Annotated in this window: 25 protein-coding genes; 14 read left to right on the forward strand and 11 right to left on the reverse strand. The window is 65.4% G+C overall.

Going from position 1 to position 25328, the window contains the following annotated elements:
- Positions 1 to 318: 318 nt before the first annotated feature.
- From dxs to J2R76_RS16250, 5 genes are all read left to right on the forward strand, one after another.
- Positions 319 to 2247, forward strand: a complete 1929-nt coding sequence (gene dxs / locus J2R76_RS16230) for a 1-deoxy-D-xylulose-5-phosphate synthase (protein ID WP_050387827.1) — start codon at positions 319 to 321, stop codon at positions 2245 to 2247.
- Between the two features lie 99 nt (positions 2248 to 2346).
- Positions 2347 to 2910 (forward strand): nucleoside 2-deoxyribosyltransferase, encoded by a 564-nt coding sequence (locus J2R76_RS16235; RefSeq protein ID WP_057015217.1) that lies wholly within the window; start codon positions 2347 to 2349, stop codon positions 2908 to 2910.
- Positions 2907 to 3668, forward strand: coding sequence for a TlyA family RNA methyltransferase (locus J2R76_RS16240; RefSeq protein ID WP_057015216.1), 762 nt, complete (start codon positions 2907 to 2909; stop codon positions 3666 to 3668). Before J2R76_RS16235 ends, J2R76_RS16240 begins: the two co-directional genes overlap by 4 nt.
- Positions 3661 to 4902 (forward strand): methyltransferase, encoded by a 1242-nt coding sequence (locus J2R76_RS16245; RefSeq protein ID WP_253624177.1) that lies wholly within the window; start codon positions 3661 to 3663, stop codon positions 4900 to 4902. The genes J2R76_RS16240 and J2R76_RS16245 overlap by 8 nt, the downstream gene beginning before the upstream one ends.
- Before the next feature lie 54 nt (positions 4903 to 4956).
- Positions 4957 to 5790, forward strand: coding sequence for a nucleotidyltransferase domain-containing protein (locus tag J2R76_RS16250; RefSeq protein ID WP_253624178.1), 834 nt, complete (start codon positions 4957 to 4959; stop codon positions 5788 to 5790).
- A gap of 104 nt (positions 5791 to 5894) precedes the next feature.
- Here the strand turns inward: J2R76_RS16250 and J2R76_RS16255 are convergent, their stop codons facing one another.
- On the reverse strand, positions 5895 to 6746 hold the full coding sequence (locus tag J2R76_RS16255) for a DUF1194 domain-containing protein (RefSeq protein WP_253624179.1): 852 nt from the start codon (positions 6744 to 6746) through the stop codon (positions 5895 to 5897).
- Between the two features lie 233 nt (positions 6747 to 6979).
- On the opposite strand from J2R76_RS16255, the gene clpS reads away from it, so the two are divergent.
- Both clpS and J2R76_RS16265 read left to right on the forward strand, forming a co-directional pair.
- A complete protein-coding gene (clpS, locus tag J2R76_RS16260; protein ID WP_225645582.1) occupies positions 6980 to 7285 on the forward strand; it encodes an ATP-dependent Clp protease adapter ClpS in 306 nt (101 codons plus the stop codon).
- 90 nt (positions 7286 to 7375) lie between these two features.
- A complete protein-coding gene (locus J2R76_RS16265; protein WP_233475576.1) occupies positions 7376 to 8140 on the forward strand; it encodes a hypothetical protein in 765 nt (254 codons plus the stop codon).
- A gap of 96 nt (positions 8141 to 8236) precedes the next feature.
- On the opposite strand, the gene J2R76_RS16270 is transcribed toward J2R76_RS16265, so the two are convergent.
- From J2R76_RS16270 to J2R76_RS16280, 3 genes are all read right to left on the reverse strand, one after another.
- Entirely contained in the window at positions 8237 to 9430 is a 1194-nt protein-coding gene (locus J2R76_RS16270; protein WP_253624180.1) for an adenylate/guanylate cyclase domain-containing protein, read from the reverse strand.
- Between the two features lie 44 nt (positions 9431 to 9474).
- Complete coding sequence (gene aroC / locus J2R76_RS16275) at positions 9475 to 10563, reverse strand: chorismate synthase (protein ID WP_057015211.1); 1089 nt, start codon at positions 10561 to 10563, stop codon at positions 9475 to 9477.
- A 149-nt stretch (positions 10564 to 10712) separates the two neighbouring features.
- Entirely contained in the window at positions 10713 to 11312 is a 600-nt protein-coding gene (locus tag J2R76_RS16280; protein WP_168857197.1) for a histidine phosphatase family protein, read from the reverse strand.
- A 227-nt stretch (positions 11313 to 11539) separates the two neighbouring features.
- On the opposite strand from J2R76_RS16280, the gene J2R76_RS16285 reads away from it, so the two are divergent.
- Together J2R76_RS16285 and J2R76_RS16290 are read left to right on the forward strand one after the other, a co-directional pair.
- Complete coding sequence (locus J2R76_RS16285) at positions 11540 to 12028, forward strand: sigma-70 family RNA polymerase sigma factor (protein ID WP_016844579.1); 489 nt, start codon at positions 11540 to 11542, stop codon at positions 12026 to 12028.
- Between the two features lie 67 nt (positions 12029 to 12095).
- A complete protein-coding gene (locus J2R76_RS16290) occupies positions 12096 to 12860 on the forward strand; it encodes an anti-sigma factor (protein ID WP_057015209.1) in 765 nt (254 codons plus the stop codon).
- Between the two features lie 385 nt (positions 12861 to 13245).
- Here J2R76_RS16290 and J2R76_RS16295 read toward each other — a convergent pair whose 3' ends face one another.
- Both J2R76_RS16295 and J2R76_RS16300 read right to left on the reverse strand, forming a co-directional pair.
- Positions 13246 to 14205, reverse strand: a complete 960-nt coding sequence (locus tag J2R76_RS16295; RefSeq protein ID WP_253624181.1) for a DnaJ C-terminal domain-containing protein — start codon at positions 14203 to 14205, stop codon at positions 13246 to 13248.
- A 118-nt stretch (positions 14206 to 14323) separates the two neighbouring features.
- Entirely contained in the window at positions 14324 to 14731 is a 408-nt protein-coding gene (locus J2R76_RS16300) for an RT0821/Lpp0805 family surface protein (RefSeq protein WP_057015270.1), read from the reverse strand.
- A 108-nt stretch (positions 14732 to 14839) separates the two neighbouring features.
- Between J2R76_RS16300 and pdxH the strand changes: the two genes are divergently transcribed.
- Together pdxH and J2R76_RS16310 are read left to right on the forward strand one after the other, a co-directional pair.
- A complete protein-coding gene (pdxH, locus tag J2R76_RS16305) occupies positions 14840 to 15481 on the forward strand; it encodes a pyridoxamine 5'-phosphate oxidase (RefSeq protein ID WP_057015208.1) in 642 nt (213 codons plus the stop codon).
- 155 nt (positions 15482 to 15636) lie between these two features.
- On the forward strand, positions 15637 to 16389 hold the full coding sequence (locus tag J2R76_RS16310; protein ID WP_018270354.1) for an SDR family NAD(P)-dependent oxidoreductase: 753 nt from the start codon (positions 15637 to 15639) through the stop codon (positions 16387 to 16389).
- 132 nt (positions 16390 to 16521) lie between these two features.
- Here J2R76_RS16310 and J2R76_RS16315 read toward each other — a convergent pair whose 3' ends face one another.
- Both J2R76_RS16315 and J2R76_RS16320 read right to left on the reverse strand, forming a co-directional pair.
- Complete coding sequence (locus tag J2R76_RS16315; RefSeq protein ID WP_063709281.1) at positions 16522 to 16743, reverse strand: hypothetical protein; 222 nt, start codon at positions 16741 to 16743, stop codon at positions 16522 to 16524.
- Between the two features lie 130 nt (positions 16744 to 16873).
- Positions 16874 to 17851 carry a magnesium transporter CorA family protein gene (locus J2R76_RS16320; RefSeq protein ID WP_168857199.1) on the reverse strand — a complete coding sequence of 326 codons (978 nt, stop codon included), beginning with the start codon at positions 17849 to 17851 and terminating at the stop codon, positions 16874 to 16876.
- 338 nt (positions 17852 to 18189) lie between these two features.
- Here J2R76_RS16320 and J2R76_RS16325 point away from each other — a divergent pair, with 338 nt between their 5' ends.
- Positions 18190 to 18867, forward strand: a complete 678-nt coding sequence (locus J2R76_RS16325) for a L,D-transpeptidase (protein ID WP_057015206.1) — start codon at positions 18190 to 18192, stop codon at positions 18865 to 18867.
- Positions 18868 to 18884: 17 nt separating this feature from the next.
- On the opposite strand, the gene J2R76_RS16330 is transcribed toward J2R76_RS16325, so the two are convergent.
- Complete coding sequence (locus J2R76_RS16330) at positions 18885 to 20027, reverse strand: extensin family protein (RefSeq protein ID WP_375166495.1); 1143 nt, start codon at positions 20025 to 20027, stop codon at positions 18885 to 18887.
- 76 nt (positions 20028 to 20103) lie between these two features.
- On the opposite strand from J2R76_RS16330, the gene J2R76_RS16335 reads away from it, so the two are divergent.
- Positions 20104 to 21732: a fatty-acid--CoA ligase gene (locus J2R76_RS16335; protein WP_253624183.1), complete on the forward strand. Its 1629-nt coding sequence runs from the start codon at positions 20104 to 20106 to the stop codon at positions 21730 to 21732.
- Between the two features lie 243 nt (positions 21733 to 21975).
- On the forward strand, positions 21976 to 22833 hold the full coding sequence (locus tag J2R76_RS16340; protein ID WP_057015203.1) for a DUF1499 domain-containing protein: 858 nt from the start codon (positions 21976 to 21978) through the stop codon (positions 22831 to 22833).
- Between the two features lie 92 nt (positions 22834 to 22925).
- On the opposite strand, the gene J2R76_RS16345 is transcribed toward J2R76_RS16340, so the two are convergent.
- Positions 22926 to 23843 carry an MBL fold metallo-hydrolase gene (locus J2R76_RS16345; RefSeq protein ID WP_253624184.1) on the reverse strand — a complete coding sequence of 306 codons (918 nt, stop codon included), beginning with the start codon at positions 23841 to 23843 and terminating at the stop codon, positions 22926 to 22928.
- Between the two features lie 200 nt (positions 23844 to 24043).
- Positions 24044 to 25258: an acyl-CoA dehydrogenase gene (locus J2R76_RS16350; RefSeq protein ID WP_253624185.1), complete on the reverse strand. Its 1215-nt coding sequence runs from the start codon at positions 25256 to 25258 to the stop codon at positions 24044 to 24046.
- Positions 25259 to 25328: the final 70 nt, after the last annotated feature.

Below are 25328 nucleotides of genomic sequence, written 5' to 3' on the forward strand. Positions count from 1 at the left end.
TTGCGGCCCCTATCGGGTTGGCTTTGGCGGCGGCTTTGGTGTAATGCTTCCAGTTCTATGGGCATTTGAGAGTGGCGGGCAGCCCGACTTTTCGGGCGGCATGCATCTCAAATGGTTCGACAAAACTGAACCGGGACGGGTGAAGAGCGACCAAGGTGATGCATATCACGTGGTCCAATCCGGAGTGAATCTAGGCTTACAACCAGGCACCGGCCTGCCGGGGCGGCACCCAGTGTCTGGCATTCGCTGCGCGGTGTGCGCGCCATCCCATCTCGCGTCGGGCGGTTCGTTCCGACAGGCAAAAATTGGAAATTCGCTGTGACCACATTTAGTAAGACGCCGCTTCTTGACACTATTCACACGCCGGATGACCTGCGCAAGCTGAAGGTCGAGCAGGTGCAGCAGGTTGCCGACGAGCTGCGCCAGGAAACCATCGACGCGGTGTCGGTGACCGGCGGCCATTTCGGCGCCGGCCTCGGCGTGGTCGAACTGACCACCGCCATCCACTACATCTTCGACACCCCGCGCGACCGCCTGATCTGGGACGTCGGCCACCAGGCCTACCCGCACAAGATCCTGACCGGACGCCGCGACCGCATCCGCACGCTGCGCACCGGCGGTGGTCTCTCCGGCTTCACCAAGCGCACCGAAAGCGACTACGATCCGTTCGGCGCCGCGCACTCCTCGACCTCGATCTCGGCCGGCCTTGGCATGGCCGTGGCGCGCGATCTCTCCGGCGGCAAGAACAACGTTATCGCCGTGATCGGTGACGGCGCGATGTCGGCGGGCATGGCCTATGAGGCGATGAACAACGCCGGCGCGATGAACTCGCGCCTGATCGTGATCCTCAACGACAACGACATGTCGATCGCGCCGCCCGTCGGCGCGATGAGCGCCTATCTGTCGCGCCTGTACTCCGGCAAGACCTACCGCTCGCTGCGCGAGGCCGCCAAGCAGATCAACAAGCGCCTGCCGAAGATCCTCGCCAACCGCGCCAACCGCGTAGAGGAATATTCCCGCGGCTTCATGATGGACGGCGGCACGCTGTTCGAGGAACTCGGCTTCTACTATGTCGGCCCGATCGACGGTCACAATCTCGACCATCTGCTGCCGGTGCTGAAGAACGTCCGCGACATGGAGACCGGCCCGATCCTGGTTCACGTCGTGACCCAGAAGGGCAAGGGCTACGGCCCGGCCGAAGCCTCCGCCGACAAGTACCACGCCGTGGTCAAGTTCGACGTCGCGACCGGCACCCAGGCCAAGGCCAAGCCGAATGCGCCGGCCTACCAGAACGTGTTCGGCCAGAGCCTCGTCAAGGAAGCCGAGAAGGACGACAAGATCGTCGCCATCACCGCGGCGATGCCGTCAGGCACCGGCGTCGACATCTTCAACAAGGCGTTCCCGGACCGCACCTTCGACGTCGGCATTGCCGAACAGCACGCGGTGACCTTCGCCGCCGGCCTCGCCACCGAAGGCTACAAGCCGTTCTGCGCGATCTATTCGACCTTCCTGCAGCGCGGCTATGACCAGGTGGTCCATGACGTCGCGATCCAGAGCCTTCCGGTCCGCTTCGCGATCGACCGCGCCGGCCTGGTCGGCGCCGACGGCGCGACGCACGCGGGTTCGTTCGACAATGCTTATCTCGGCTGTCTGCCGAACATGGTGATCATGGCCGCCGCCGACGAGGCGGAACTGGTCCACATGGTGGCGACGCAGGTTGCGATCAACGATCGTCCGAGCGCGCTGCGCTATCCGCGCGGCGAAGGCCGCGGCATCGAGATGCCGGAAGTCGGCGTTGCCCTCGAGGTCGGCAAGGGCCGCATCATCCGTGAGGGCAAGAAGGTCGCGCTGCTGTCGTTCGGCACCCGTCTCGCCGAGTGCGAGAAGGCGGCCGACGAGCTCGCCGCGCACGGCCTTTCCGCCACGATCGCCGACGCGCGTTTCATGAAGCCGCTCGACGAAGAGATGATCATGAAGCTCGCCCGCGACCATGAGATCCTGATCACGATCGAGGAAGGCTCGATCGGCGGCTTTGGCTCGCATGTCATGCAGTTCCTGTCGGACAACGCCATGCTCGACAGCGGCATGCTCAAGTTCCGCTCGATGATCCTGCCCGACGTGTTCCTCGACCACGACACGCCGGCGGCGATGTATGCCCGCGCCGGTCTCGACGCCAAGAGCATCGTTGCCAAGGTGTTCGAAACCCTCGGCAAGGACTACAAGGCCGAGACCGTCAAGCTCGCCTGATCGTGACGGGCGGCGCTCACTGGAGCATTTTCGGTTCTGATTGAATCAGAACCGAAGCTCCAGGTTGTCGCTCGAAAACGCACCAGCCCCGGCAAGTCCATGAAGATCTATCTGGCAGGTCCTGACGTGTTCCTGCCGGATGCCGTGGAGATCGGCCGCCGCAAAGCGGAGGTTTGCGCCTATCACGGGCTGACCGGGCTGTATCCGCTCGACAACAGCATCGATCCCACCGCCGCCGGCGTCTCGCTCACCATCTTCAAGAGCAACGAGGCGATGATGGAGTCTGCCGACGCCATCATCGCCAACTTGACGCCGTTTCGCGGCCCCAGTGCCGACGCAGGCACGGTTTACGAACTCGGCTACATGGCGGGACGCGGCAAACTGTGCCTCGCCTATTCCAACGATCCCACGTCCTACGCCAATCGCGTGGCGCGGCTCAGCCAGGTCGTGCCGGCATCCGACGGACGCCTGATCGATGCGGAGGGGCTGACGGTGGAAGAGTTTGGATTGCCGGACAATCTGATGATGATGCACGCGCTCGACCTGCACGGCAGCCCGCTGGTGACCCCGCGCGAGCCGTCGGCCGACCTATGGCACGACCTCACCTCCTTCGAGGCCTGCGTGCGGCTCGCTGCCGCGCAGCGCCGGCAGGCGGCGAAGTGACCAGAGCGGGCGACAACGACAACGACGCATCCGCCGGCAAACGCATCGACGTGCTGCTGGTGGAACGCGGCCTGTTCGAAAGCCGGGCGCGAGCGCGCGCCGCCATCGACGCCGGCCTCGTCACCGCCGACGGCAGGCAGATCGCGAAGGCGTCCGAGATCGTCGCACCGGGCGCGGCCCTCTCGGCCGAGCCGGCGCATCCCTATGTCTCGCGCGGCGGCGTCAAGCTCGCCGGCGCGCTCGAGCACTATCCGATCGACGTCGAGGGCCATGTCTGCCTCGATGTCGGCGCCTCGACCGGCGGCTTCACCGAAGTGCTGCTCGCCAATGGCGCGAGCCTCGTGTTCGCCATCGATGTCGGCCACGGCCAGCTGCATCCCTCGCTGCAGGGGCATCCGAAAATCGTCTCCATGGAGGCGACCGACATCAGGAGTTTCGAGGGCAAGCGCCTGCCGGCGCGGCCCGACATCGTGGTGATCGACGTCAGCTTCATCTCGCTGAAGCTGGTGCTGCCGGTTGCGCTGTCGCTGGCGGCCGCCCCGATGCATCTCTTGGCGCTGATCAAGCCGCAATTCGAGGCGGCGCGCAAACACTCCAAGCGCGGCGTGATCCGCAACGCGATGGTGCACCAGGAGATCTGCGACGACATCGCCGCCTTTGCCGCCTCGCTGGGCTGCACCGACATCCAGGTGTTCCCGTCCTCGATCCCGGGCGGCGACGGCAATATCGAATTCTTCCTCGGCGCGCGCCGTGGCTGAGCTTCTCACCATTGACCATGTCGGCCACCGCGGCGACGGCGTCGCGATCGAGGGATCGCAATCGATCTTTGTGCCTTATGCGCTGGCCGGCGAAACGGTCGAGGTCGACGACGTCCCGGGCAATCATCCCGACCGGCGGCGGCTGCTGCGGATCGCGCAGGAAAGCCCCGAGCGCATCGCGCCGTTCTGTCCGCATTTCGGCGTCTGCGGCGGCTGCGCGATCCAGCACTGGAACGATGCGCCCTACCACGCCTGGAAGCGCAACATCGTGGTCGAGACGCTGGCGCAGGCGAAGATTGCGGCGGACGTCGCAGCGCTGATCGATGCCCATGGCGCGGGCCGTCGCCGCATCACGCTGCACGGGCGCATGGGCACCCATGACGTCCTCAAGGTCGGCTACGCCGCGGCAGGTTCGCACGACATCATCCCGGTCGATCGCTGCCCGATCCTCGATCCTGCGCTCGACGGCGCGATCGAGGCGGCCTGGGCCACCGCCGAGCCGCTGATCGCGATCGGCAAGCCGCTCGACATCCAGGTCACCGCAACCGTCAACGGACTCGACATCGACGTGCGCGGTTCCGGCGCGCTGCCGACCAGCCTGATCACCACTTTGTCGCGCGTTGCGGAGAAGCACCGGCTGGCGCGGCTGACACGCCACGGCGAGCTGGTGCTGCAGCGTGCCTCTCCCGAGATTGCGATCGGAAAGGCGAAGGTCGTGCTGCCGCCCGGCTCGTTCCTGCAGGCGACCGTCAAGGGCGAGGAGACGCTGGCCGCGCTGGTTCGCGAGCATTGCGGACGCGCCAAGCATATCGCCGACCTGTTTTGCGGCGTCGGTCCGTTTGCGCTGCGCCTCGCGGAGAAGGCGCGGATCGCCGCCTTCGACAGCGACACGGGTGCGATCACCGCGCTGCAGAAGGCCGCGCAATCGACGCCGGGGCTGAAGCCACTCAAGGCCGAGGCGCGCGACCTGTTCCGCCGTCCCCTGATGCCGCAGGAGTTGCGCGACTATGACGCCGTCGTGTTCGACCCGCCCCGCCAGGGCGCGCAGGCGCAGGTCACCCAGCTGGCGGCGAGCAAGGTGCCGGTGATCGTCGCGGTGTCCTGCAACGCCGCGACGTTTGCGCGCGACGCGAAAGTCCTGATCGACGGCGGCTACAAGATCGCAGCCGTCACGCCGGTCGATCAGTTCCGCCACACCCCCCATGTCGAGCTGGTGGCGCGGTTCGCGCGCTGACAGGACGCAGAGACTATCGCTGAGCGCCGGAAGTCTCGCTATAGTCTGCACTCCATGTCCGACGATCCGCTGCTCGCACGCATCATCCCCGTTATCGCCGCCGTACCGGGCGTCGCCGCCATCGTGCTCGGCGGCTCGCGGGCGCGCGGCACGGCGCATGACACCTCCGACACCGATATCGGCCTCTACTATCGGGATGGCGCCGCGCCGGATATCGATCGGCTGCGCGAAGCTGTAACGGGTCTGGTCGACGACCCCGCCGCTGCGCATGTCACGCCGGTCGGCGAATGGGGACCGTGGATCGTCGGCGGTGCCTGGCTCACGATCGGCGGCCGCAAGGTCGACCTGCTCTATCGCAGCACCGATCAGGTCTCTGCTGTCATCGATGCTTGCCGGAACGGCGAGATCAGCATGCACTACCAGCCGGGCCATTCGCACGGCTTCTGCTCGGCGATCTGGATGGGCGAGGTCGCGCTGTGCCATCAGCTGCACGATCCCGACGGCCTCGTCGCGGCGCTGAAGGCGAGGACTGTGCCCTACCCGCCGGCCCTGCGCGATGCGCTGATCCGGCGCTTTCAATGGGAAGTCCTGTTCAGCATCGAGAATGCAGAGCTTGCTCTGCCGCGCGGCGACGGCACGCATGTCGCCGGCTGCGCCTATCGCGCGCTGGCCTGCCTCGCACAGGTGCTGTTTGCGCTGAACGGGCAATATCTGATCAACGAAAAGAGCGCACTGGCGCAGGCCGCGAATTTTCCGGTGACGGTTCGCGGCCTTGCTGGCCGCGCCGCAGAGGTCTGGCGGCAGATCGGTGCGACCGAGCATGCCGCCGCGTTGCAGATGCTGCGCGCGATAGAGAGTGAGCTCCAGAAGATCTGTAGGGCGAGTTAGAACCGTAGGATGGGTAGAGCGCAGCGAAACCCATCATTCGCGCCATAGACATGAATTGATGGGTTTCGCTGCGCTCTACCCATCCTACGAGGTCCACATGATCGCTACCGCCCCCAGCGGTCCTGCCAGATCTTCTCGCCGATCAGGCAATTGACCCGCGGCTCCTTCTCGGCGGCCCGCATGATGGGGCGCTCGGGGGTGCGGCCGGCAACTTCGAGCAGCAGCTTGGTGCGGATCGCCTCCTTGAACTTCTCACGATCCTTGATCGTCACCACGAAGGAGCCCGGTCCGCCGATCACGCAGTCCTCGTAGTAATAGTCGAGATTCTCGATATCCATCGTCGAGTAGGACGGTTCCTTCACCATGATCGGCAGACCGTTGATGACGATGCCCTTGTCGAGCGCCGCATCGCGCGCGGGCGTGATCGGCGTGCCGTTGTTGTTGGGCCCGTCGCCGGAAATATCGATCACGCGGCGCAGCCCGCGATGCGGATTCTCGTCGAACATCGGGATCGCGAAATAGATCGCGCCGGAGATCGAGGTGCGCGAGGCGCGGCGCACCGGCGTCTTCATGATCTCGGCGGCGACCGCATCGGCGGATTCAGGGCCGTCGATCACCCGCCAGGGGATGATGATCTTCTGATCGTTGGAGGCGGCCCATTCGAAATAGGTGATCGAGATCTTGCCGTTCGGACCGGCCTTCAGCGCCTGCAGGAAATCCTTGGAGACGATCGCCTGCGCATAGCCCTCGCGCTGGATCGCGAGCTCGTCCATGTCCATCGAATAGGAAACGTCGACCGCGATGATCAACTCGATGTCGACGCTCGGTGTGGATTCCTTTTCAGCCAGGCGATGGCCGGGCTGGGTTCCCGGGCCGGGCGCGGCAACACCGGCCACATCGCCGCTGGCCAACATGCCCGCGACAAGCACCGCTCCGATCGAGACATACCAGCGCATTGCGGCCCTCCCGTCGTATGAGTGTCATGGTGACACGCAATTCAGGCGGCGAAAAGCGCAGATATCAGCTGTCCTTCACATTCAGGTTAGACGTCCACACTCAAGTCAAACTTCGTTTGTCTCGAATGCGGCAACGCGCGCCGTGCCGTTGCCGCAATGACGCCGTGCAAATCGAACGGTTCCAAGGCGCGCCTGAAGACGGTATTCTTACGGGGCAATCGCGAGGGAGTGCGATGCCAGATACCGTCGTCAAGCCGAAAACCAGGACGAAGACCAAGGTCGAGCAGCCGCGCCTGCACAAGGTGATCCTGGTCAACGACGACTACACGCCGCGCGAATTCGTCGTCACCGTGCTGAAGGGTGAATTCCGCATGACCGACGACCAAGCCTACAAGGTGATGCTGACGGCGCACCAGCGCGGCGTCTGCGTCGTCGCTGTCTTCACCAGGGACGTCGCCGAGACCAAGGCGACGCGCGCCACCGACGCCGGCCGCGCCAAGGGCTATCCGCTGCTGTTCACCACCGAGCCCGAGGAATAGCGCGCCAGCGCCAGATTGCCACAGGCCTTGCCGCGAATTTTAGCGATCGCGGCGACCGGTGCTTTAGGGATCGCATGGCATGAACGCGGCATGTCCGTCGCACTGCGCCAACAGCTTTCACTGCGGAAGACCCGCCCAGAAACCTCGTTCGGGCCGTTTCGCCCCCTGCCCGCTCTGCCCTGGCTCGTCATGGCGGCGGCGCTGCGGATCGTCGGTTTCGGCAGGCCCGGCCTGACGCTGCCCGCGCTGGTGCTGGCCGACATCTGCGTGCTGCTCGCCTTCTTCGCGACAGCGCGGGACTCGATCCAGGCTGCCGGAGGCCAATCGTCGCTCGGCGAATGGACCCTGGCCGAGCAGACCAGACTGTCGGCGTCGATCCTGTGGCGGATCATGCTCGTGATGATCGTGGCATCAGTCGGCACCGCCGCGGTCGGCTTCACGTCGTTTGCTCCGCATTTGATGTGGGGCCTCGACGGCATGGCCTTCGATCAGGACTCCGATCTCGGCCGGTTCTGGAGTGCGGCGATCGCAGCGCTGGTGCTCTTGATCATCGTCAATGCGGAAGGCAATGGCGGCCGTGTCGCACTGTTTGCCGCCGTCAAGGATCTGGGCCGGCATGCGCTGTGGCTCGGCGCCGCGGTGCTGGTGCTCGGTGCGATCAACGTCGCGCTGGGCTACGGTCAGGAGCTTGTCCGCACCGCGATCTGGCACTTCTGGCAGACCGCGACGGTGGGCCAGCCGCTCAAGAACCTGGTCTACGTCGTCTTCATCTTCGGCTTCGCCATGCTGCGGCTGTGGATCACGCTGTCGATCCTGACCTTCGGCCTGAAGCAGTCTTACGCCCGCGGCGGCTAAGGCGCGATGAGATTAGGTTGAATCGTCATCGCGCCTTAGCTCTTTGTTTGAGCATGATCTTTCGGAAAACCGCTTCGCACTTTTCCGGATCATGCTTTAGCTCGTAGCAGCGACCGGCGCCTCGTCGTACAGGCCGTAGACCCGTTCGGCCTTGGCAAATCCAGCGATAGGAAACTCGCCGAGATCGCTCCAGCCGCCGTCGCTGATGCCGGCGAAGCGCTCCGAGGCCACCACGGTGCGGCCAAGACGGCCGGCGATCTTCTCCAGCCGCGCGGCGAGATTGACCGCCGGACCGATGCAGGTGAAGTCGAGCCGGTTGCCGCCGCCAATATTGCCGTAGAGCACGCGCCCGAGATGCAGCGCGAGGCCGAAACGGAAGCGTTCGACGGCATCGCCATTGGCGAATTGCAGCGCCTCGACGCCGGCGCGGGACGCGCGCGCAGCTTCCAGCACCCGTGAGCAGACCTGCACCTCGTCGCCGAGATATTCGTCGACCGGGAACACCGCGAGCAGGCCGTCGCCCATGAATTTGAGCACTTCGCCGCCATGGTCGCGGATCGCGGTGACCTGGCAATCGAAGTAGAGGTTGAGGATTTCCACCACCGTCTCGGCCGGCAAGCGGTCCGACAGCGCGGTGAAGCCGCGCAGGTCCGACAGCCAGATCGCGGCATCCATCGTATCGGCATGGCCGCGCCGGATCTGGCCGCCCATGATGCGCTCGCCGGCACGGTTGCCGACATAGGTGTCGAGCAAGAGCGAGGCGGTGCGGCGCAGGGTGATGATCTCGATATAGCGCGCCAATGGCACGGTGATCGACCGGATCGCATCGAGCTGCTCCTCGGTGAAGCCACCCGGCTGCCTGGTGGTCCAGCTCGAGGCATTGACGAAGCCGTCGGTATAGACCAGCGGCACGGCGATGTAGTCGGTGACGCCTTCGGCCTGCAGGTCCACGACGATCGGAAACCGGGCGCTTGCGGGATCGTCGAGCCGCGCGCGTACTTCAACACCCTGCCTGAACACGGTCGACAGCGGGCTGACGGCAAATTCCGGGGAGTCCAGGATGTTGTGATCGACGGTGCCGGTTTCGACCTCGGCGCCGGGCTTCCAGAAGAAATGGCGGCCATAGATCTCCGGATGCAGCGTGCGCACGAAGACGCCGATGCGCCACAGCGGCAGGCCGGCCCGCACCAGGCGCTCGCAGCATTCCGCCATCATCTGCGGCGGGGTCGGCGCCGACCGCGCGCCGCCGATCATCCATTCGATGATGTCCCGAAGCTCCGACGCGTTCATGGCATTCCCCCAGGGCGGTCTGGCGACCGCCACTATATAAGGGATCAGCGCCCGGTCTGCCCGCGGTCGCGCAGAAAATGATCGGCCAGCACGCAGGCCATCATGGCCTCGCCGACCGGTACCGCCCGGATGCCGACGCAGGGGTCGTGGCGGCCCTTGGTCAGGATGTCGGTATCCGCGCCCTTGCGGTCCACGGTCCGGCGCGTGGTCAGGATCGAGGACGTCGGCTTGACCGCAAAGCGCACCACCACCGGCTGCCCGGTCGAGATGCCGCCGAGGACGCCGCCGGCATGGTTGGACAGGAAACGCGTTCCGTTGTTGCCGGTCCGCATCTCGTCGGCGTTCTCCTCGCCCGACAATTCGGCGGCGCCGAAGCCGGCGCCGATCTCGACGCCCTTGACCGCGTTGATGCTCATCATCGCCGCCGCCAGGTCGCTGTCGAGTTTGGCGTAGATCGGCGCGCCGAGGCCGGCTGGCACGCCCTCGGCGACGACCTCGATGACGGCGCCGATCGAGGAGCCGCTCTTCCTGATGCCGTCGAGATAGCTTTCGAAGAACGCCGCCTTGTCCTTGTCGGGACAGAAGAACGGGTTGTTCGCAATCTCGTCCCAGTCCCACTTCTCGCGGTCGATCTTGTGCGGCCCCATCTGCACCAGCGCGCCGCGCACCTTCACCTCGGGCAGCACCTTGCGCGCGATCGCACCGGCCGCGACGCGGGTCGCGGTCTCGCGCGCGGAGGAGCGTCCGCCGCCGCGATAGTCGCGCAGGCCGTATTTCGCTTCATAGGTGAAGTCGGCATGGCCGGGCCGGAACTTGTCCTTGATCTCGGAATAATCCTTCGAGCGCTGGTCGGTGTTCTCGATCAGCAGCGCGATCGGCGTGCCGGTCGTCACCTGCGCGCCGGTTTCCGGATGCGCCATCACGCCGGACAGGATCTTGACCGCATCCGGCTCCTGGCGCTGGGTGGTGAAGCGCGACTGGCCGGGGCGGCGGCGGTCGAGGTCGTGCTGGATCTCCTCCGCGGTCAGGGGGATCAGCGGCGGGCAGCCGTCCACGACGCAGCCGATCGCGACCCCATGGCTCTCGCCGAAGGTCGTGACGCGGAACATATGACCGAAAGTATTGAAGGACATGGCGTGTCGTAACGCGCAGAGGCAGCGGGGTCAAACAGCCAAGCTGTCATTCCGGGGCGATGCGGAGCATCGAACCCGGAATCTCGAGATTCCCCGGGGCGCAATTGCGCCCCTGAGGTTCGCTTCGTGCCCCAGAATGACAGTGCGAGTTAACTATGCTTCCGCAGCCCCTGCTCACCGAATACGTAGACCGCCCCCTGCTCGATATAGAGTTCGGCGGCCGAGGCCGGCGTCTCGAAGCCGAGCGCCACCATCAGCGCCCGCGCCGTACCGCCATGGGCGACCGCGACCGTGTCCGACGTCACCGAGCGGTACCAGTCGGTCATCCGCACCTGCACGTCGACATAGCTCTCGCCGCCGGACGGCGACACCGTCCACTTCTCGGCCAGGCGGCGGGCATACAGCGCGGGGTCCGCAGCCTGCGCCTGCGCCAAGGTCGAGCCCTCCCACGTCCCGTAGCCGATCTCGCGCAGCCGCGCGTCGAGCGCGTAGTCGCCCGGCGGCAGGCCGAGCTCGGCGCGCACCAGCTCCATGGTGGCACGCGCCCGGATCAGCGGGCTTGCGACGAACGGCAGCGTCGCCTTGTCACGGCGGTCGCGCGCGAGGAGATCGCCGAGGATGCGCCCGGCATGCGCGGCCTGGGCGCGACCGCGCTCATTGAGGGCGATGTCCTGCACGCCCTGGAGCCGCCCTTCGGCGTTCCACGCGGTCTCGCCGTGGCGGATGTAATAGATCGTCGGTACCGGCATTCCCGTAACGGCTGGTCCCTGCTGCGCGAGAGGTCGGCCGCCTCAAGGCTTCCACGCTCCGAATTTTTTCGGCTCGGAGGTACACCAGCACTTCGGCTGGCGACAAGCCCAAATCGGCCGCAGCTTGGGCGGTATGCGCGCAGATCGGCGCAGACGGAATAGCCACGCCGCCAGGGTGTTATGTTGGACAAGGCGGCTATCGCCGAGACCATCGAAGACTGGGATGCATGACCGCGTTTCGTCAAAGTGTCGAAGCCATGATACCGGCGCTGCGTCGCTATGCGCGCGCGCTGGCGCGTGACACGGATATCGCCGACGATCTGGTGCAGGACACGCTGGTGCGGGCGCTGCGCTCGGAGCGGCTGTTTCTCGGCGGCGACGTCAGGAGCTGGCTCTACACGATCCTGACCAATCTGAACAAGAACCGCCGGCGCTCGCTGGCGCGGCGGCCGGCGTTCGTGCCGCTGCTCGATAACAATGCCGACGCCAGCGGCACCGAGGCCGAGGGACGCGACATCGAACGCGCGCTGTCGACGCTGGTCGAGGAACAACGCTCGGTGCTGCTGCTCGTCATGCTGGAGGGCATGAGCTACCGCGAGGTCGCCGATATCCAGGGCGTGCCGATCGGCACGGTGATGTCCCGCCTCGCCCGCGCCCGCGCCCATGTCCGGGCCTCGATCGAGGGCCAGCGCCCGGCGCTCCGGCGGGTGAAATGATAATGTGCGCGATGGCCGGCGTTATGCATGAACGATTTTCGAACAAGATTTGGCAGAGACGACTGATATGACCGACCCGAACATTCCCGTCACCGAAGACGAGTTGCACGCTTACGTCGACAACGAGCTGCCAGCCGAACGCCGCGGCGATGTCGAGGCGTGGCTTGCCGCGCATCCCGACGACGCGGCGCGGGTGCAGTCATGGCGTGCGATGGCCGAGACACTGCATGCACGCTACGACACCGTGCTGGACGAGGCGGTGCCGAAACGGCTCGAACTCGAGCGGCTGGTGCGCCAGCCGCGCCGCTGGGTCTATGGCGCGGTGGCGGCGACGGTCATGGCCTTCGTCGCCGGTGGCGGCGCCGGCTGGATCGCGCGCGGAGCGGCGGCGACGCCGTCGGCATTCCAGAGCTTCACGGTCGATGCCCTCGATGCGCATCGGCTCTACGTGGTCGAGGTCCGGCATCCCGTCGAGGTGCCCGGCAGCGAGCGCGACCACCTGCAGCAATGGCTGACCAAGCGCTGCGGCTGGGACGTCCGCGCGCCGGAGCTGACCGGGCTGAAGCTGGTCGGCGGCCGCCTGCTGCCCGGACCGAGCGGCCCGGCGTCGTTCCTGATGTATGAGAGCACGTCGGGTGAGCGGTTCACGGTCTATACCGCCAAGGTGAAGACCGAGGCGACCCAGATGCGCTATGCCGTGCAGGGCAGCGACGGCGCGCTGTTCTGGGCCGATCGAGGCGTCGCCTATGTCGTCAGCGGCGGCACCGATCGCACGCGCCTGACCCAGGTCGCGCAGGCCGTCTACGATCAGATGGAGAAGAGCGGCGGGTGATCTTCCGTAATTTTACGGAAGATCAGGTCGTCGAAATTGCGTCATTTCGAGCAAGTGAATCCAGCCTCACTCAGCGTCCCAATTCCGACATCGAAAACTTCGATTCGCGTCATCGACGCGTCTCATTATCGCACCGGATGCTCACGCGAAGATGATCCGCGCCCGATCCGCCGATCGGCGCACGCGGCCTCGATTGGGGTTTTGTGTACCGCGCTGGTCCCCCTCTCGAGGCCGCACTCCTTTTCCGTCATCCGGTCTGCACGCCGCAGACCTCGGACGGCCCGTCATCCTTTGTGACGCGCTCACGATGCCCGCGTCTACCCCGATAGAGTCCGGGGTAGTGCAGTTTCGCGTCTTCGCGTCTTTTGGGGCGCGTTATCGGCGGTCAGCCGAGATCGCTACGCGGATTGTAGGGTTTTTGATCCCGCCACGTCTGCATCAATGCCTCAAGCTCGGCATCGTTCCCGTCGGGAAGGATGATGCGGGTCGTGACATAGAGGTCGCCGGTCGCGCCCGCCTTCGACAGCCCCTTGGCCTTGAGGCGGAAGGTACGGCCGCTCGAGGTGTTCTTCGGGATCGACAGTTCGACCGCGCTGCCGAGCGTCGGCACGCGGACCTTGCCGCCCAGCACCGCCTCGTAGAGGGTGATGGGCAGGTCGATCCTGAGGTCGTTGCCGTCGACCTTGAAGAACGGGTGCGGCGCGACCGAGATCGTGATCAGGAGATCGCCGGGCGGATGGCCTTGCGCGGTCTCGCCCTGCCCCTTCAGCCGGATCTGCTGACCCGCAGCAACCCCGGGCGGAATCTTGACGTTGAGCTCGCGGCCGGTCGGCAGGCGGACGCGCTTGTCGCCGCCCCTGACCGATTCCTCCAGCGACACCGTCATAGCGACCGAAAGATCGAGGTCGACGCCGACCCCGCCGCCGTCAAACTCGAACGGACTGGCCCGGCCCGCGCGGCTGCCGCCTCCGCGAGCCGCATTGCCAAACATGCTGTTGAGGATGTCCTCGAAGCTGCCGCCGCCCATGCCGCCGCCGGGCCCGGAGCGGAAACTGTACTCGAAGCCGCCCGGACCGGCACGGCCGCCGGCACCGCTGCCGCCAGGGAAACCCTGGAAGCGCGGCTTGCCTTCGGCATCGATCTCGCCGCGGTCGAACTGCTTGCGCTTGTCCTCGTCGCCGACGATCTCGTTGGCCGTGTTGATCTCCGCAAAGCGGGCCGCCGCCTTCGGGTCGTTCTTGTTGTTATCAGGGTGATGCTTCTTGGCGAGCTTGCGATAGGCGCTCTTGATCGTCGCAGCGCTGGCGCTCCGCTGCACCCCCAAGACCTCATAGGGGTCGCGCATCCGTCACGTCTCCTTCACGGGAAAAATCAGTCCTGGCCGGGAACCCGTCCGGGCCCACTTTACCTTGATGTGGGGGCTCAGTGGCATTTTTGCAACTAGTCCGGCTTCGCCGGAATTCTCAGGATTTTCTCCAGGGCTTCAGGCTATGGATTTCCCACCGCCCTTGTCCAGCCTTGCATGCGGCGCCCTGCAGCCAGCTCTCGGTGGCTCCGTTGACGTAGCTGGCAAGGAAATCCCGGCACGTCTTGCCGTCCTCGCCCGAATAGGCCTGGGCCAGCGGCGTCACCGAGCCGCGCGCGCCGGTTTCAGGATTTTCCCAGGGCTGGCTGGAATCCTTGTCGCCCTTGGTCAGCACGTCGGAGGCGGCATTGCGGGCGAAGGCGAGATCGCTGTCGGTCGGCATCACCGCATTGATCTGGGTCGGCCTGATCGAGCCCGTCACATCCTTGTCGTCCAGCTTGGCGAAGGCGTCGCTGCGCGACAGGCTGCAGCCGCTTGCGCCGACGCCGATCAGGATCAATGTCACCACCGCGCCTGCGGGGTGGATCGCCGATAGGCCAACGCGCCCCCATGCCCTATATAGGGCTAGTAACGCGCTTTCAGACGCGGGCGGATGCAAATCGGGACTCCTGACATGACCGACACGACCTCCATCAAACACCCGACACCGTTAACATCGGGTGATTTCACCGCGGCGGAGGAGCCGTTCGCCCTGTTCGCCGAATGGTTTGCGGAGGCGATCAAGTCCGAGCCGAACGATCCGAACGCGATGGCGCTTGCGACCGTCGATCCCGACGGCCTGCCCGACGTGCGGATGGTGCTGATGAAGGGCTTCGATGCCGACGGCTTCGTGTTCTACAGCCACATTGCGAGCGCTAAGGGCCGCGAATTGGCCGCAAATCCCAAGGCTGCTTTACTCTTCCACTGGAAATCGCTGCGCCGCCAGGTGCGCATCCGCGGGCCGGTCACGCCGGTGACCGATGCCGAGGCCGACGCCTATTTCGCCACCAGGCCGAAGCAGGCGCAGATCGGCGCCTGGGCCAGCAAGCAGTCGCAGCCGCTGGAGAGCCGCTTCGCATTCGAGCAGGCGATCGCCAAGACCGGTGCGAAATACGTCATCGGCGAGGTGCCGCGGCCGCCGGGCTGGAGCGGCTGGCGGATCACGCCGCAGCGCTTCGAGTTCTGGCACGACCGCCCGTACCGCCTGCACGACCGCATCGAATTCCGCCGCGACGGCGCCGGCAGCGCCTGGTCGAAGGTGCGGCTCTATCCCTGAAAGCTGCGACCGTCATGGCCGGGCGAAAGCGCGAAGCGCATCTTCGTGTAAGATGACCCGGCCAGCGACGTCTTGATCCCAAGTCATCCCAAGTCGTTCGAAGGCGTGGATGCCCGGCACGCCGCCGCGCATGACGAAAACGAAAGAAACCGTCGATGCCCCACCCATCCAATGCGCCGCGGCGCACGCTGCTTCTGACCGGCGCAAGCCGCGGCATCGGCCATGCCACCGCGATCCGGTTCTCGTCCGCCGGCTGGCGCGTCATCACCCTGTCGCGGCATGCGTTTCCCGAGGTCTGCCCCTGGGGCGCCGGGCCGGAAGACCACATCGAGGTCGACCTCGGCAGCCATGACGACACCGTGCGCGCGATCTCCGAGATCCGCAGGCGGCTCGAGAACGATGAACTGCACGCGCTGGTCAACAACGCCGCGATCTCGCCGAAGGCTGCGGGCGGCGGCCGGCTCGGCACCATGGACACCGACATCGAGACCTGGACCCACGTCTTCCACGTCAACTTCTTCGCACCGATCATGATCGCGCGCGGGCTGATCGAGGAGTTGAAACACGCCAAGGGCGCGGTGGTGAACGTCACCTCGATCGCCGGCTCGCGCGTGCATCCGTTTGCCGGCGCGGCCTATGCGACGTCGAAGGCCGCGCTCGCGGCGCTGACGCGCGAGATGGCATCGGACTTCGGCCGCGTCGGCGTCCGCGTCAACGCGATCGCGCCGGGCGAGATCGATACCTCGATCCTGTCGCCGGGCACCGAGAAGATCGTCGACCAGCAGATCCCGATGCATCGCCTCGGCACGCCGGACGAGGTCGCCAAGATCATCTACGTTCTCTGCACGGAGACCAGCTCTTACGTGAACGGTGCGGAGATCCACATCAACGGTGGTCAGCACGTCTGAGCTTGGGAAGAGCCGTATTTCGGGGAAGGAAGTTTTGAGGCGATCCCGGCCGCCGCCGCGGCCGTCATTGGGATTGCTTCACTTGCAGGCGTAACAACGCAAACGAGGCTTCTGCCTCCGAGGCTTCGGCCTCTAGTCTGCGTAGAACCGACGCGACTTCTTCTCGGGCTGCCGCAGCGCGACGTCGTTCAGCGCGCTGGAGCATTCGTCTTCGTCCTCGCCATCCAGCAACGCAGCGCCACAGTAACGGCAAAGTCTCGGCGAGATCGCCTGCACCTTGCCTGCTGCGCGGTCCTGTTGATAGCGCGCAAAGTCGATGACGTTACGCCGTGGCGTTATGATCTTCTCAACCATTGCTGTCCTCCGGCTTCGAGGCGGGCGTTATCGCAGACAAGTTTCGCCCAAACGTTCAGCGCAACGCTCAAATTTTAGCAGAGGAAATAAGGCAGGATGCGCGTCCCAAAACGCGACGCGTGGAACCGGTCTACAGCCACTTCTTCCACTTGAAGATCCAGTACGGCACGACAGCCGCGATCAGCATCAGTACCAGTGCATACGGATAGCCGTGCGCCCATTCGAGTTCCGGCATCACCTTGAAATTCATGCCGTAGATCGAGGCGATCAGCGTCGGCGGCATCAAGACCACCGCCATCACCGAGAACAGCTTGATGATGTTGTTCTGTTCCAGATTGACCACGCCGAGCATGGCGTCGAGCACGAAGGTGATCTTGTTGGAGAGATAGGAGGCGTGGTCGGTCAGTGAGGCCACGTCACGCTGCATGGTCTTGAGCTGCTCGCGCATGTCCTTGGACCATTTCACGCCCTCGACCACCGCGGAGAGAAAGGTGACGAGGCGGCCGATCGAGACCAGGCTTTCGCGAACCTTCGAGGTCAGGTCGCCCTTGCGGCCGATCGCGATCAGAATCTGCGAATATTGCTTGGCGTGGCCGTGGCGCTCGCTCTCCGGCTCGAAGATGTCGTGGGACACCTGGTCGATATCGGCCCCGCAGCGCTCCAGAATGTCGGCGCAACGGTCGATCACCGCGTCCAGCAGTTCCATCAGCACCTGCTCCCCGGTGATGCTGGGGGAACAGGCGCGCGCCAGCTTGTTCTCGACCAGCGCGAACGGCTTCGGCAGGTCGTAGCGCACCGTCACCAGCCGATGACCGGTGAGGATGAAGGTCACCGCCGTGGTGCGCGGCATGTCGGTGTCGGACTGGCACATCAGCGTCGCGGTCATGTAGCGCGCGCTGTTCTCGATATAGAGGCGGCTGGAGATCTCGATCTCCTGCATGTCTTCCCGGGTCGGCACCGCGATCCCCGCGAGCTTCTCGACCGCCCGGTCCTCCTCAACGGTCGGATTCACCAGATCGACCCAGACCGCTCCCTCGGGCAGCGCGCCGAGGTCGGTCGCCGTGGCCTTCTTGAGCGAAAACTCGGACGGAACGAACACCGACAGCATCACGAACTCCACGAAACAGGGCTGGCAGGACCCGCCGACTTAGCGCGATTCTGGGGGGCGCTTCATGACCGGGGTATTAACCGGGCATCCATACTTGTGGCGGCCAAGCGGCAGCGACGTGACGCCGACTCGTCGACCGTTGCCTGTTTGCACAAAAACCAACCCGGCACCAGAACAGTTGCGGCAAAAAAGCCACAGACAGCGTCCCGCGATGCGGGAAAGGCATCTAGACTCTGGGAATAATGGCACGTTTCGGCAATAATGCAGGTAATGGAATCGTGGCGTTTGGGGCGTAATAGTGGCGCTTTCGGGCGCGGATTTTCGATTGGAATGTAATCATGTCGTCGCTCAAAGTTACCCTCGGGATCCTGGCCGCGGGCCTGATGTTGTCGGGCTGCATGCAGGCCACAACCTATGAGGCAACCAACACCGCGAACTTCAAGCCGCGTGACAAGGAACTCCTGGCCAAGACCACTTACGTCAAGACGCCGGTCGCTGAACCGTTCCGCCGCGCCATCGTCGAGTATCACCGCAAGGAAGCCCCCGGCTCGATCGTGGTCGATTCCGACAACCATTACCTCTATTACGTGCTGAACGACGGCAAGGCGATCCGCTACGGCATCACTGTCGGCGAGGAAGCCATGGCCTGGTCCGGCATCGCTAAGGTCGGCAGCATGACCGAATGGCCGGCCTGGCACCCGACCCCCGGCGAAATCTCGCGCCTCGGCGTCCCGACCTTCGTGGCCCCGGGCCCGGACAATCCGATGGGCTCGCGCGCGATGTATCTCTATTCGGGCGGCAAGGACACGCTGTTCCGCATCCACGGCACCAACCAGCCGGAATATATCGGCGCGTCGATCTCCTCGGGCTGCATCCGCATGACCAACGAGGACGTCATCGACCTCTACAACCGCGTCAAGCTCGGCACCATCGTCGTGGTGCTGGAGCCGAAGCACGGCGACTCGCCCTACAAGCCGCAGATGGCGCTGCAGGGCGGCGGCGGCACGACCTACTGATCCAATCGCAATCGCGATCAAAAGCGCCGGCTTTGCCGGCGCTTTTTTGTTGGCTGCGGTTTGGTCTCGGCGCTGCGGTCGGGCGCGGCCGCGTCATCTGATTTTGTGGCGTCCGGCTTGCCGGTGTCAGACTTGCCGTGGTCAGCTTTGGATGTGTCCGCTTTCGGCGCGTCGGATTTGGCGGCGACCTCGCGCGGCGGCGCCTCTTCGGGGCGCTCTGCCGGCAACAGCGGCGCGACTTGCGGCAGCGGGTCGTCCACGTTCCACTGGCAGATCCGGTAATTGTTGCGACGCTCGATCAGGTCGAGATGGATGTGGTCCTCGTGGTACCAGTCCGAGCCCGGGCCGAGCACTGTGGAGAAGCGGGCGCAGACCGAATGCAGCACGGTCTCGCGCAAGGTCCGCGGCACGCTGCGGTCGGTCAGCGAGATCGACTTGCCGTTGGCGAGACCGAGCGCGCGGACGTCGAGCGCATTGGCGCGGCCGTGCTCGGAGAGCTGCGCTCCGGCGACCCGATTGCGGCCGCGGCATTCGAACGAGTCGAAATTGTCGAGATTGCTGATCCCGCCCCCGAGGCTCTGCGCGAGCGGCGCGATATCGGTGCGGACCCAGTCGGCGACCGCAGCGGCCATCTTGCAGCGGAGGATGGCGGCGGGCTTGACCACGACCTTGCGCTTGTCCGGCAGCACGATCGCCTCGAGCCGCACCAGATCCTCGCCGCCGCAGCCTCCGGCGCCGTGGATATCCGGAATGCTCGGGGCGATCGCGATCTCCTCGGTCAGCGCCTGTCGGCAGGCCGAGAGCTGCGGCGCGGCGGGCTCGGCCGGCTTGGCGGCATCAGCGGGCTTGGCCGTCTCGGCGGGCCTTGCCGCCTCGGCAGGCTGCGTTTTGGCTGTGGCGGGAGGCTCCGCCGGCGCCTCAGCCGGGCGTGGCTTCGGCAGCGGCACCGCTGAGCGGCGGGCTGCCTTGTGCGGCCTTTGCGGCCGGGTGCCGAACAGATCGTCCCACGGAAAGCTGGGCGCGCGGCGGGCGGCCTCGGCTGGGCCTGCTTGCATGCCAAGGCAAAGCAGCACGGCGGCGGCGGTAACCATTGCCGCGCCCCCGCGACGAAACGCGCCAACAGGCCATTTTCGGCTTGCTTTCTCCGCGCTAAAGTTCATGTCAGTTCCATGATTTTACTGCCGGCCGTCCAAGATGCCGGCGGATCATGTGTGAGGATCGAGGAGGGATTCGCGTATGCTTGGTTTGATGCAAGATTGGCCCTTGCTGTGTCACAAGATTATTGAGCACGCCGCCAAATATCACGGCACGCAGGAAGTCGTGACGCGGTCGGTCGAAGGCCCGATTCATCGCACCACCTACGCCCAAATCCACGCCCGCGCACTGAAGGTCTCGCAGAGCCTGGAACGCGACGGCATCCAGCTCGGCGACCGCGTCGCCACCATCGCCTGGAACACCTGGCGCCACCTCGAGGTCTGGTACGGCATCATGGGGATCGGCGCGATCTGCCATACGGTCAATCCGCGCCTGTTTCCGGAGCAGATCGCCTGGATCGTCAACCACGCCCAGGACCGCATCGTCATCACCGACCTCACCTTCGTTCCGGTGCTGGAGAAGATCGCAGGCCAGCTGCCGAGCGTCGAGCGCTACGTGGTGCTGACCGACAAGGCGCACATGCCGCAGACCACGCTGAAGAACGCGGTCGCCTATGAGGACTGGATCGCGGCATCCGACGGCAAGTTCGAGTGGAAGACCTTCGACGAGAACACCGCGGCGGCGATGTGCTACACCTCCGGCACGACGGGCGATCCCAAGGGTGTACTTTATTCGCACCGCTCCAACGTGTTGCACGCGCTGATGGCCAATTCGAAGGACGCGCTCGGCACCTCCGCGTCGGACACAATGCTTCCGGTGGTCCCCTTGTTCCATGCCAACAGCTGGGGCATCGCCTTCTCCGCGCCGTCGATGGGCACCAAGCTCGTGATGCCGGGCCCGAAGCTCGACGGCGCCTCGGTGTACGAGTTGCTGTCGACCGAGAAGGTCACGCACACCGCCGGCGTGCCGACGGTGTGGCTGATGCTGCTGCAATACATGGCCGCCAACAACGTCAAGCTGCCGGATCTGCAGATGGTGATCTGCGGCGGGTCGGCGATGCCACGCTCGATGATCCAGGCGTTCCTCGACATGGGCAGCCAGGTGCGCCACGCCTGGGGCATGACCGAGATGAGCCCGCTCGGCACGCTGGCGACGTTGAAGCCACCGTTTACCGAGCGCACCGGCGAGGAGCGGCTCGACATCCTGCAGACCCAGGGCTATCCGCCGTTCGGCGTCGAGATGAAGATCACCGACGATGCCGGCAAGGAGCTGCCGTGGGACGGCAAGACCTTCGGCCGTCTCAAGGTTTCGGGCCCGGCGATCGCCAAGGCCTATTTCCGGGTCGACAGCAACATCCTCGACGATGCCGGCTATTTCGACACCGGCGACGTCTCGACGATGGACGAGCACGGCTACATGCGGATCACCGACCGCTCCAAGGACGTGATCAAGTCCGGCGGCGAATGGATCTCCTCGATCGATCTCGAGAACCTCGCGGTCGGCCATCCGGCGGTCGCGGAAGCCGCCGTGATCGGTGTCCATCACCCCAAATGGGATGAGCGGCCGCTGCTGATCGTGCAACTCAAGCAGGGCCAGAGTGCCACGCGCGAGGACATCCTGAAGTTCATGGACGGCAAGATCGCCAAATGGTGGATGCCCGACGACGTCGCCTTCGTCGACGGCATTCCCCACACCGCGACCGGCAAGATCCTGAAGACGGCGCTGCGCGACCAATTCAAGGATTACACGTTCCCGACCGCCGCGGCGTGAAAACAAACGCTCGTCATGCCCGGGCTTGACCCGGGCATCCACGACTTCATCGTGCGGCAAGACATGGATGGCCGGGTCATAGGCGAGCGCAAGCGACGCCGTCCTTCGGACGGCTATGCGCGGCCATGACGATTCGGGGTAAAGCCCAAATCCCTTGAATTCGCCGCAGGTCCGTGGTCTCACACGACTGATCGCGGCGGCCGAGGTCGCCAGAGGACATCTCAACCGGCAGATTTTTCGACGATGGCGCGCAGGTTTTCCGCTCCCTACCAGCAGGAGCCCGTGTCCGGTCTCGCCACCTGGTCGCGCAACCTCGCCATCTTCTCCGTCGTCGCGGTGGTGGTCTCGATCCTGATCGTCCGCTTCGGGTTCCTGGAGGTCAAGCCGGCGCTGGCGACCTTCTTCGGCGCGCTGGGCCTGGCCGGCCTGTCGATCCTGCTCGGGCTGGCCGCCTTTGCCGCGATCTGGCAGAACGGCACCCGCGGCATGGGCCGGATCCTGCTCGCGCTGCTGATCGACGCGGCGATCCTCGCCTACCCGGCCTACCTCATCTATCAGTACCGCAAGCTGCCGCGGATTTACGACGTCACCACCGACGCGATCGACCCGCCGAAATTCGAGGCGCTGGCGCGGCTGCGCACCGGGGAAGGCACCAATCCTGCCGCCTATGCCGGCCTCTATTCGGCCGAGCGGCAGCGCGCGGCCTATCCCGATATCGAAACCGTCGAGCTCGAAACCCCGGTCGACCGCGCCTATGAGCTGACGCTGCGGCTGGTGAACCGCCGCAAATGGCTCGTCATCGACGCGCGCGCGCCGCAGCCGCCGCGCCGCATCGGCCGCATCGAGGCGGTAGCGCGGACGCCGATCATGGGTTTCCGCGAGGACGTCTCGATCCGGGTCACGCCTGACGACGAGGACTCCCGCGTCGATATCCGCTCGGCGTCGCGCTATTTCGACACCGATCTCGGCAGCAACGCCGCCCGCGTCAAGAAGCTGATCGAAGACCTCAACAGCGCGGCCGAGAACGACAATGCCAAGCCGGCGAAGAAGGCGGCTCCTGTCGCGCCAAAGGCGCCGCCGGCGAAGACGGTGAAGAAGTGACGCGGTAGCGTCATTCCGGGGCATCGCGCAGCGATGAACCCGGAATCTCGAGATTCCGGGTCTGGTGCTTGGCACCATCCCGGAATGACGAACTAGGCCAATCGGTACGTCCCGCCGATCACGGGATCGCCGTCCGTCGCCACGACGCCGCGTGCGACCAGGTCCTCCAGATGCGCCAGCACCGAATAGCCGGCGGCATTGGCGAGCCGCGGATCGAGCCCGATATAGATCGCCCGCACCATGGTCGGAATGTCGGCATCGCCCTTGCCGAGACGATGCAGGATCGATGCCTCGCGCGCCCGGCGATGCCGCGCCAGGAAACGGACGTAACGCGGGCCTTCCGGAATCTCCGGGCCATGGCCGGAGAAATACAGCTGCTCGGGCCGCTGCTCCAGCCGCTCCAGCGAGGCCATGTAATCGATCATCGAGCCGTCCGGCGGCGCCACGATCGAGGTCGACCAGCCCATCACATGATCGCCGACGAAATTGATGCTGCGCTCGGCCCAGGCGAACGCCAGATGGTTGGCGGTGTGGCCGGGGGTCGCGACCGCCTCCAGCGCAAAGCCTGCCCCCTCGATGACGTCGCCGTGCTTGACCTGCACATCGGGCCGGAAATCGCGGTCGGCGCCGGATTCCGGATTGTGCTTTTCGCTCTCGAAGCGCGGCCGCGAGGCGCGGTGCGGTCCCTCGGCATAGACCGGCGCGCCGGTCGCGGCCTTTATCCGCGGCGTGTTCGGCGAATGGTCGCGATGGGTATGGGTGACCAGGATATGCGTCACGGTCTCGCCCTTGACCGCATCGAGCAGCGCCTTGGCATGCGCCTCGTCGTCGGGACCGGGATCGATGATCGCGACCTTCCCCTCGCCGACGATATAGCTGACCGTGCCCGTGAAGGTGAACGGGCTCGGATTGTTGCAGAGGACACGGCGAACGCCGGGGCGGACCTGTTCGACCACGCCGGGCTTCAGCGGAAAGTCGCGGTTGAACGGGATGTCGTCGTTGTCGGCCATGGGGATTTTCTCTGCATCGTCATTCCGGGATGGCCCGCAGGGCCAGACCCGGAATCTCGAAAGAAGGGAAAGGAACGCGGCGCGAGATTCCGGGTTCGCGCCGTCCAAATCGGCTGTTGCCGACTTAGACATTTAAGATCTGCCGAACTCGGGTAAACCTGAGTTCGGTTGGCGCGCCCCGGAATGACGAGCAAGCGCCCTTACGAGAACGCCTGGATGCCGGTGATTGCGCGGCCGAGGATCAGCGCATGGACGTCGTGCGTGCCCTCATAGGTGTTGACCGTCTCGAGGTTCGCGGCGTGACGCATCACGTGATACTCGATCTGGATGCCGTTGCCGCCGTGCATGTCGCGCGCCATGCGGGCGATGTCGAGCGACTTGCCGCAATTGTTGCGCTTGACGATCGAGATCATCTCAGGGGCCATCTTGCCCTCGTCCATCAGGCGGCCGACGCGCAACGAGGCCTGCAGGCCGAGCGCGATCTCAGTCTCCATGTCGGCGAGCTTCTTCTGCACCAGCTGGGTGGCGGCGAGCGGCCGGCCAAACTGCTTGCGGTCGAGCGTGTATTGCCGCGCGCGGTGCATGCAGTCCTCGGCAGCGCCCAATGCGCCCCAGGAGATGCCGTAGCGGGCGCGGTTGAGGCAGCCGAACGGGCCCTTGAGGCCGGAGACGTTGGGCAGCAGCGCGCTTTCCGGCACCACCACATTGTCGAGCACGATCTCGCCGGTGATCGAGGCGCGCAGCGACAGCTTGCCGCCGACCTTCGGCGCCGACAGGCCCTTCATGCCCTTCTCGAGAACGAAGCCGCGGATCTGGTTGTCGTGCGCAGCCGACTTGGCCCACACCACGAACACGTCGGCGATCGGCGCGTTCGAGATCCACATCTTGGCGCCGTTGAGCTTGTAGCCGTCGGCGACCTTCTCGGCGCGGGTCTTCATGCCGCCGGGATCGGAACCGGCATCCGGCTCGGTCAGGCCGAAGCAGCCGACCCATTCGCCGGTCGCGAGCTTGGGCAGATATTTCTTGCGCTGGTTTTCGTCGCCATAGGCGTAGATCGGATACATCACTAGCGACGACTGCACCGAGTTCATCGAGCGATAGCCGCTATCGACGCGCTCGATCTCGCGCGCCACGAGGCCATAGGCCACGTAGCTCGCATTGGCGCAGCCATATTCCTCGGGCAGCGTCACGCCGATCAGGCCGAGCTCGCCCATTTCGTTGAAGATCTCGCGGTCGGTTTTCTCTTCCAGATAGGCCTTGGTGACCCGCGGCAGCAGCTTGTCCTGCGCATAGGCCCGCGCAGTGTCGCGGATCAGGCGCTCGTCTTCGGTGAGCTGGTCGTCGAGCAGGAACGGATCATCCCACTGGAAGCTGGCGGCAGCCGGCTTGTCCTTGGCCTGGGGGCGCACGCTCATGAAACATCCTTTCGCATCGTCTATCGGAAATTGGCGGATAAATTAAAGCGCTATGCTGCGAAGCGCAATT

This window comes from Bradyrhizobium sp. USDA 4532, from assembly GCF_024171315.1.
Lineage (GTDB): Bacteria > Pseudomonadota > Alphaproteobacteria > Rhizobiales > Xanthobacteraceae > Bradyrhizobium > Bradyrhizobium australafricanum.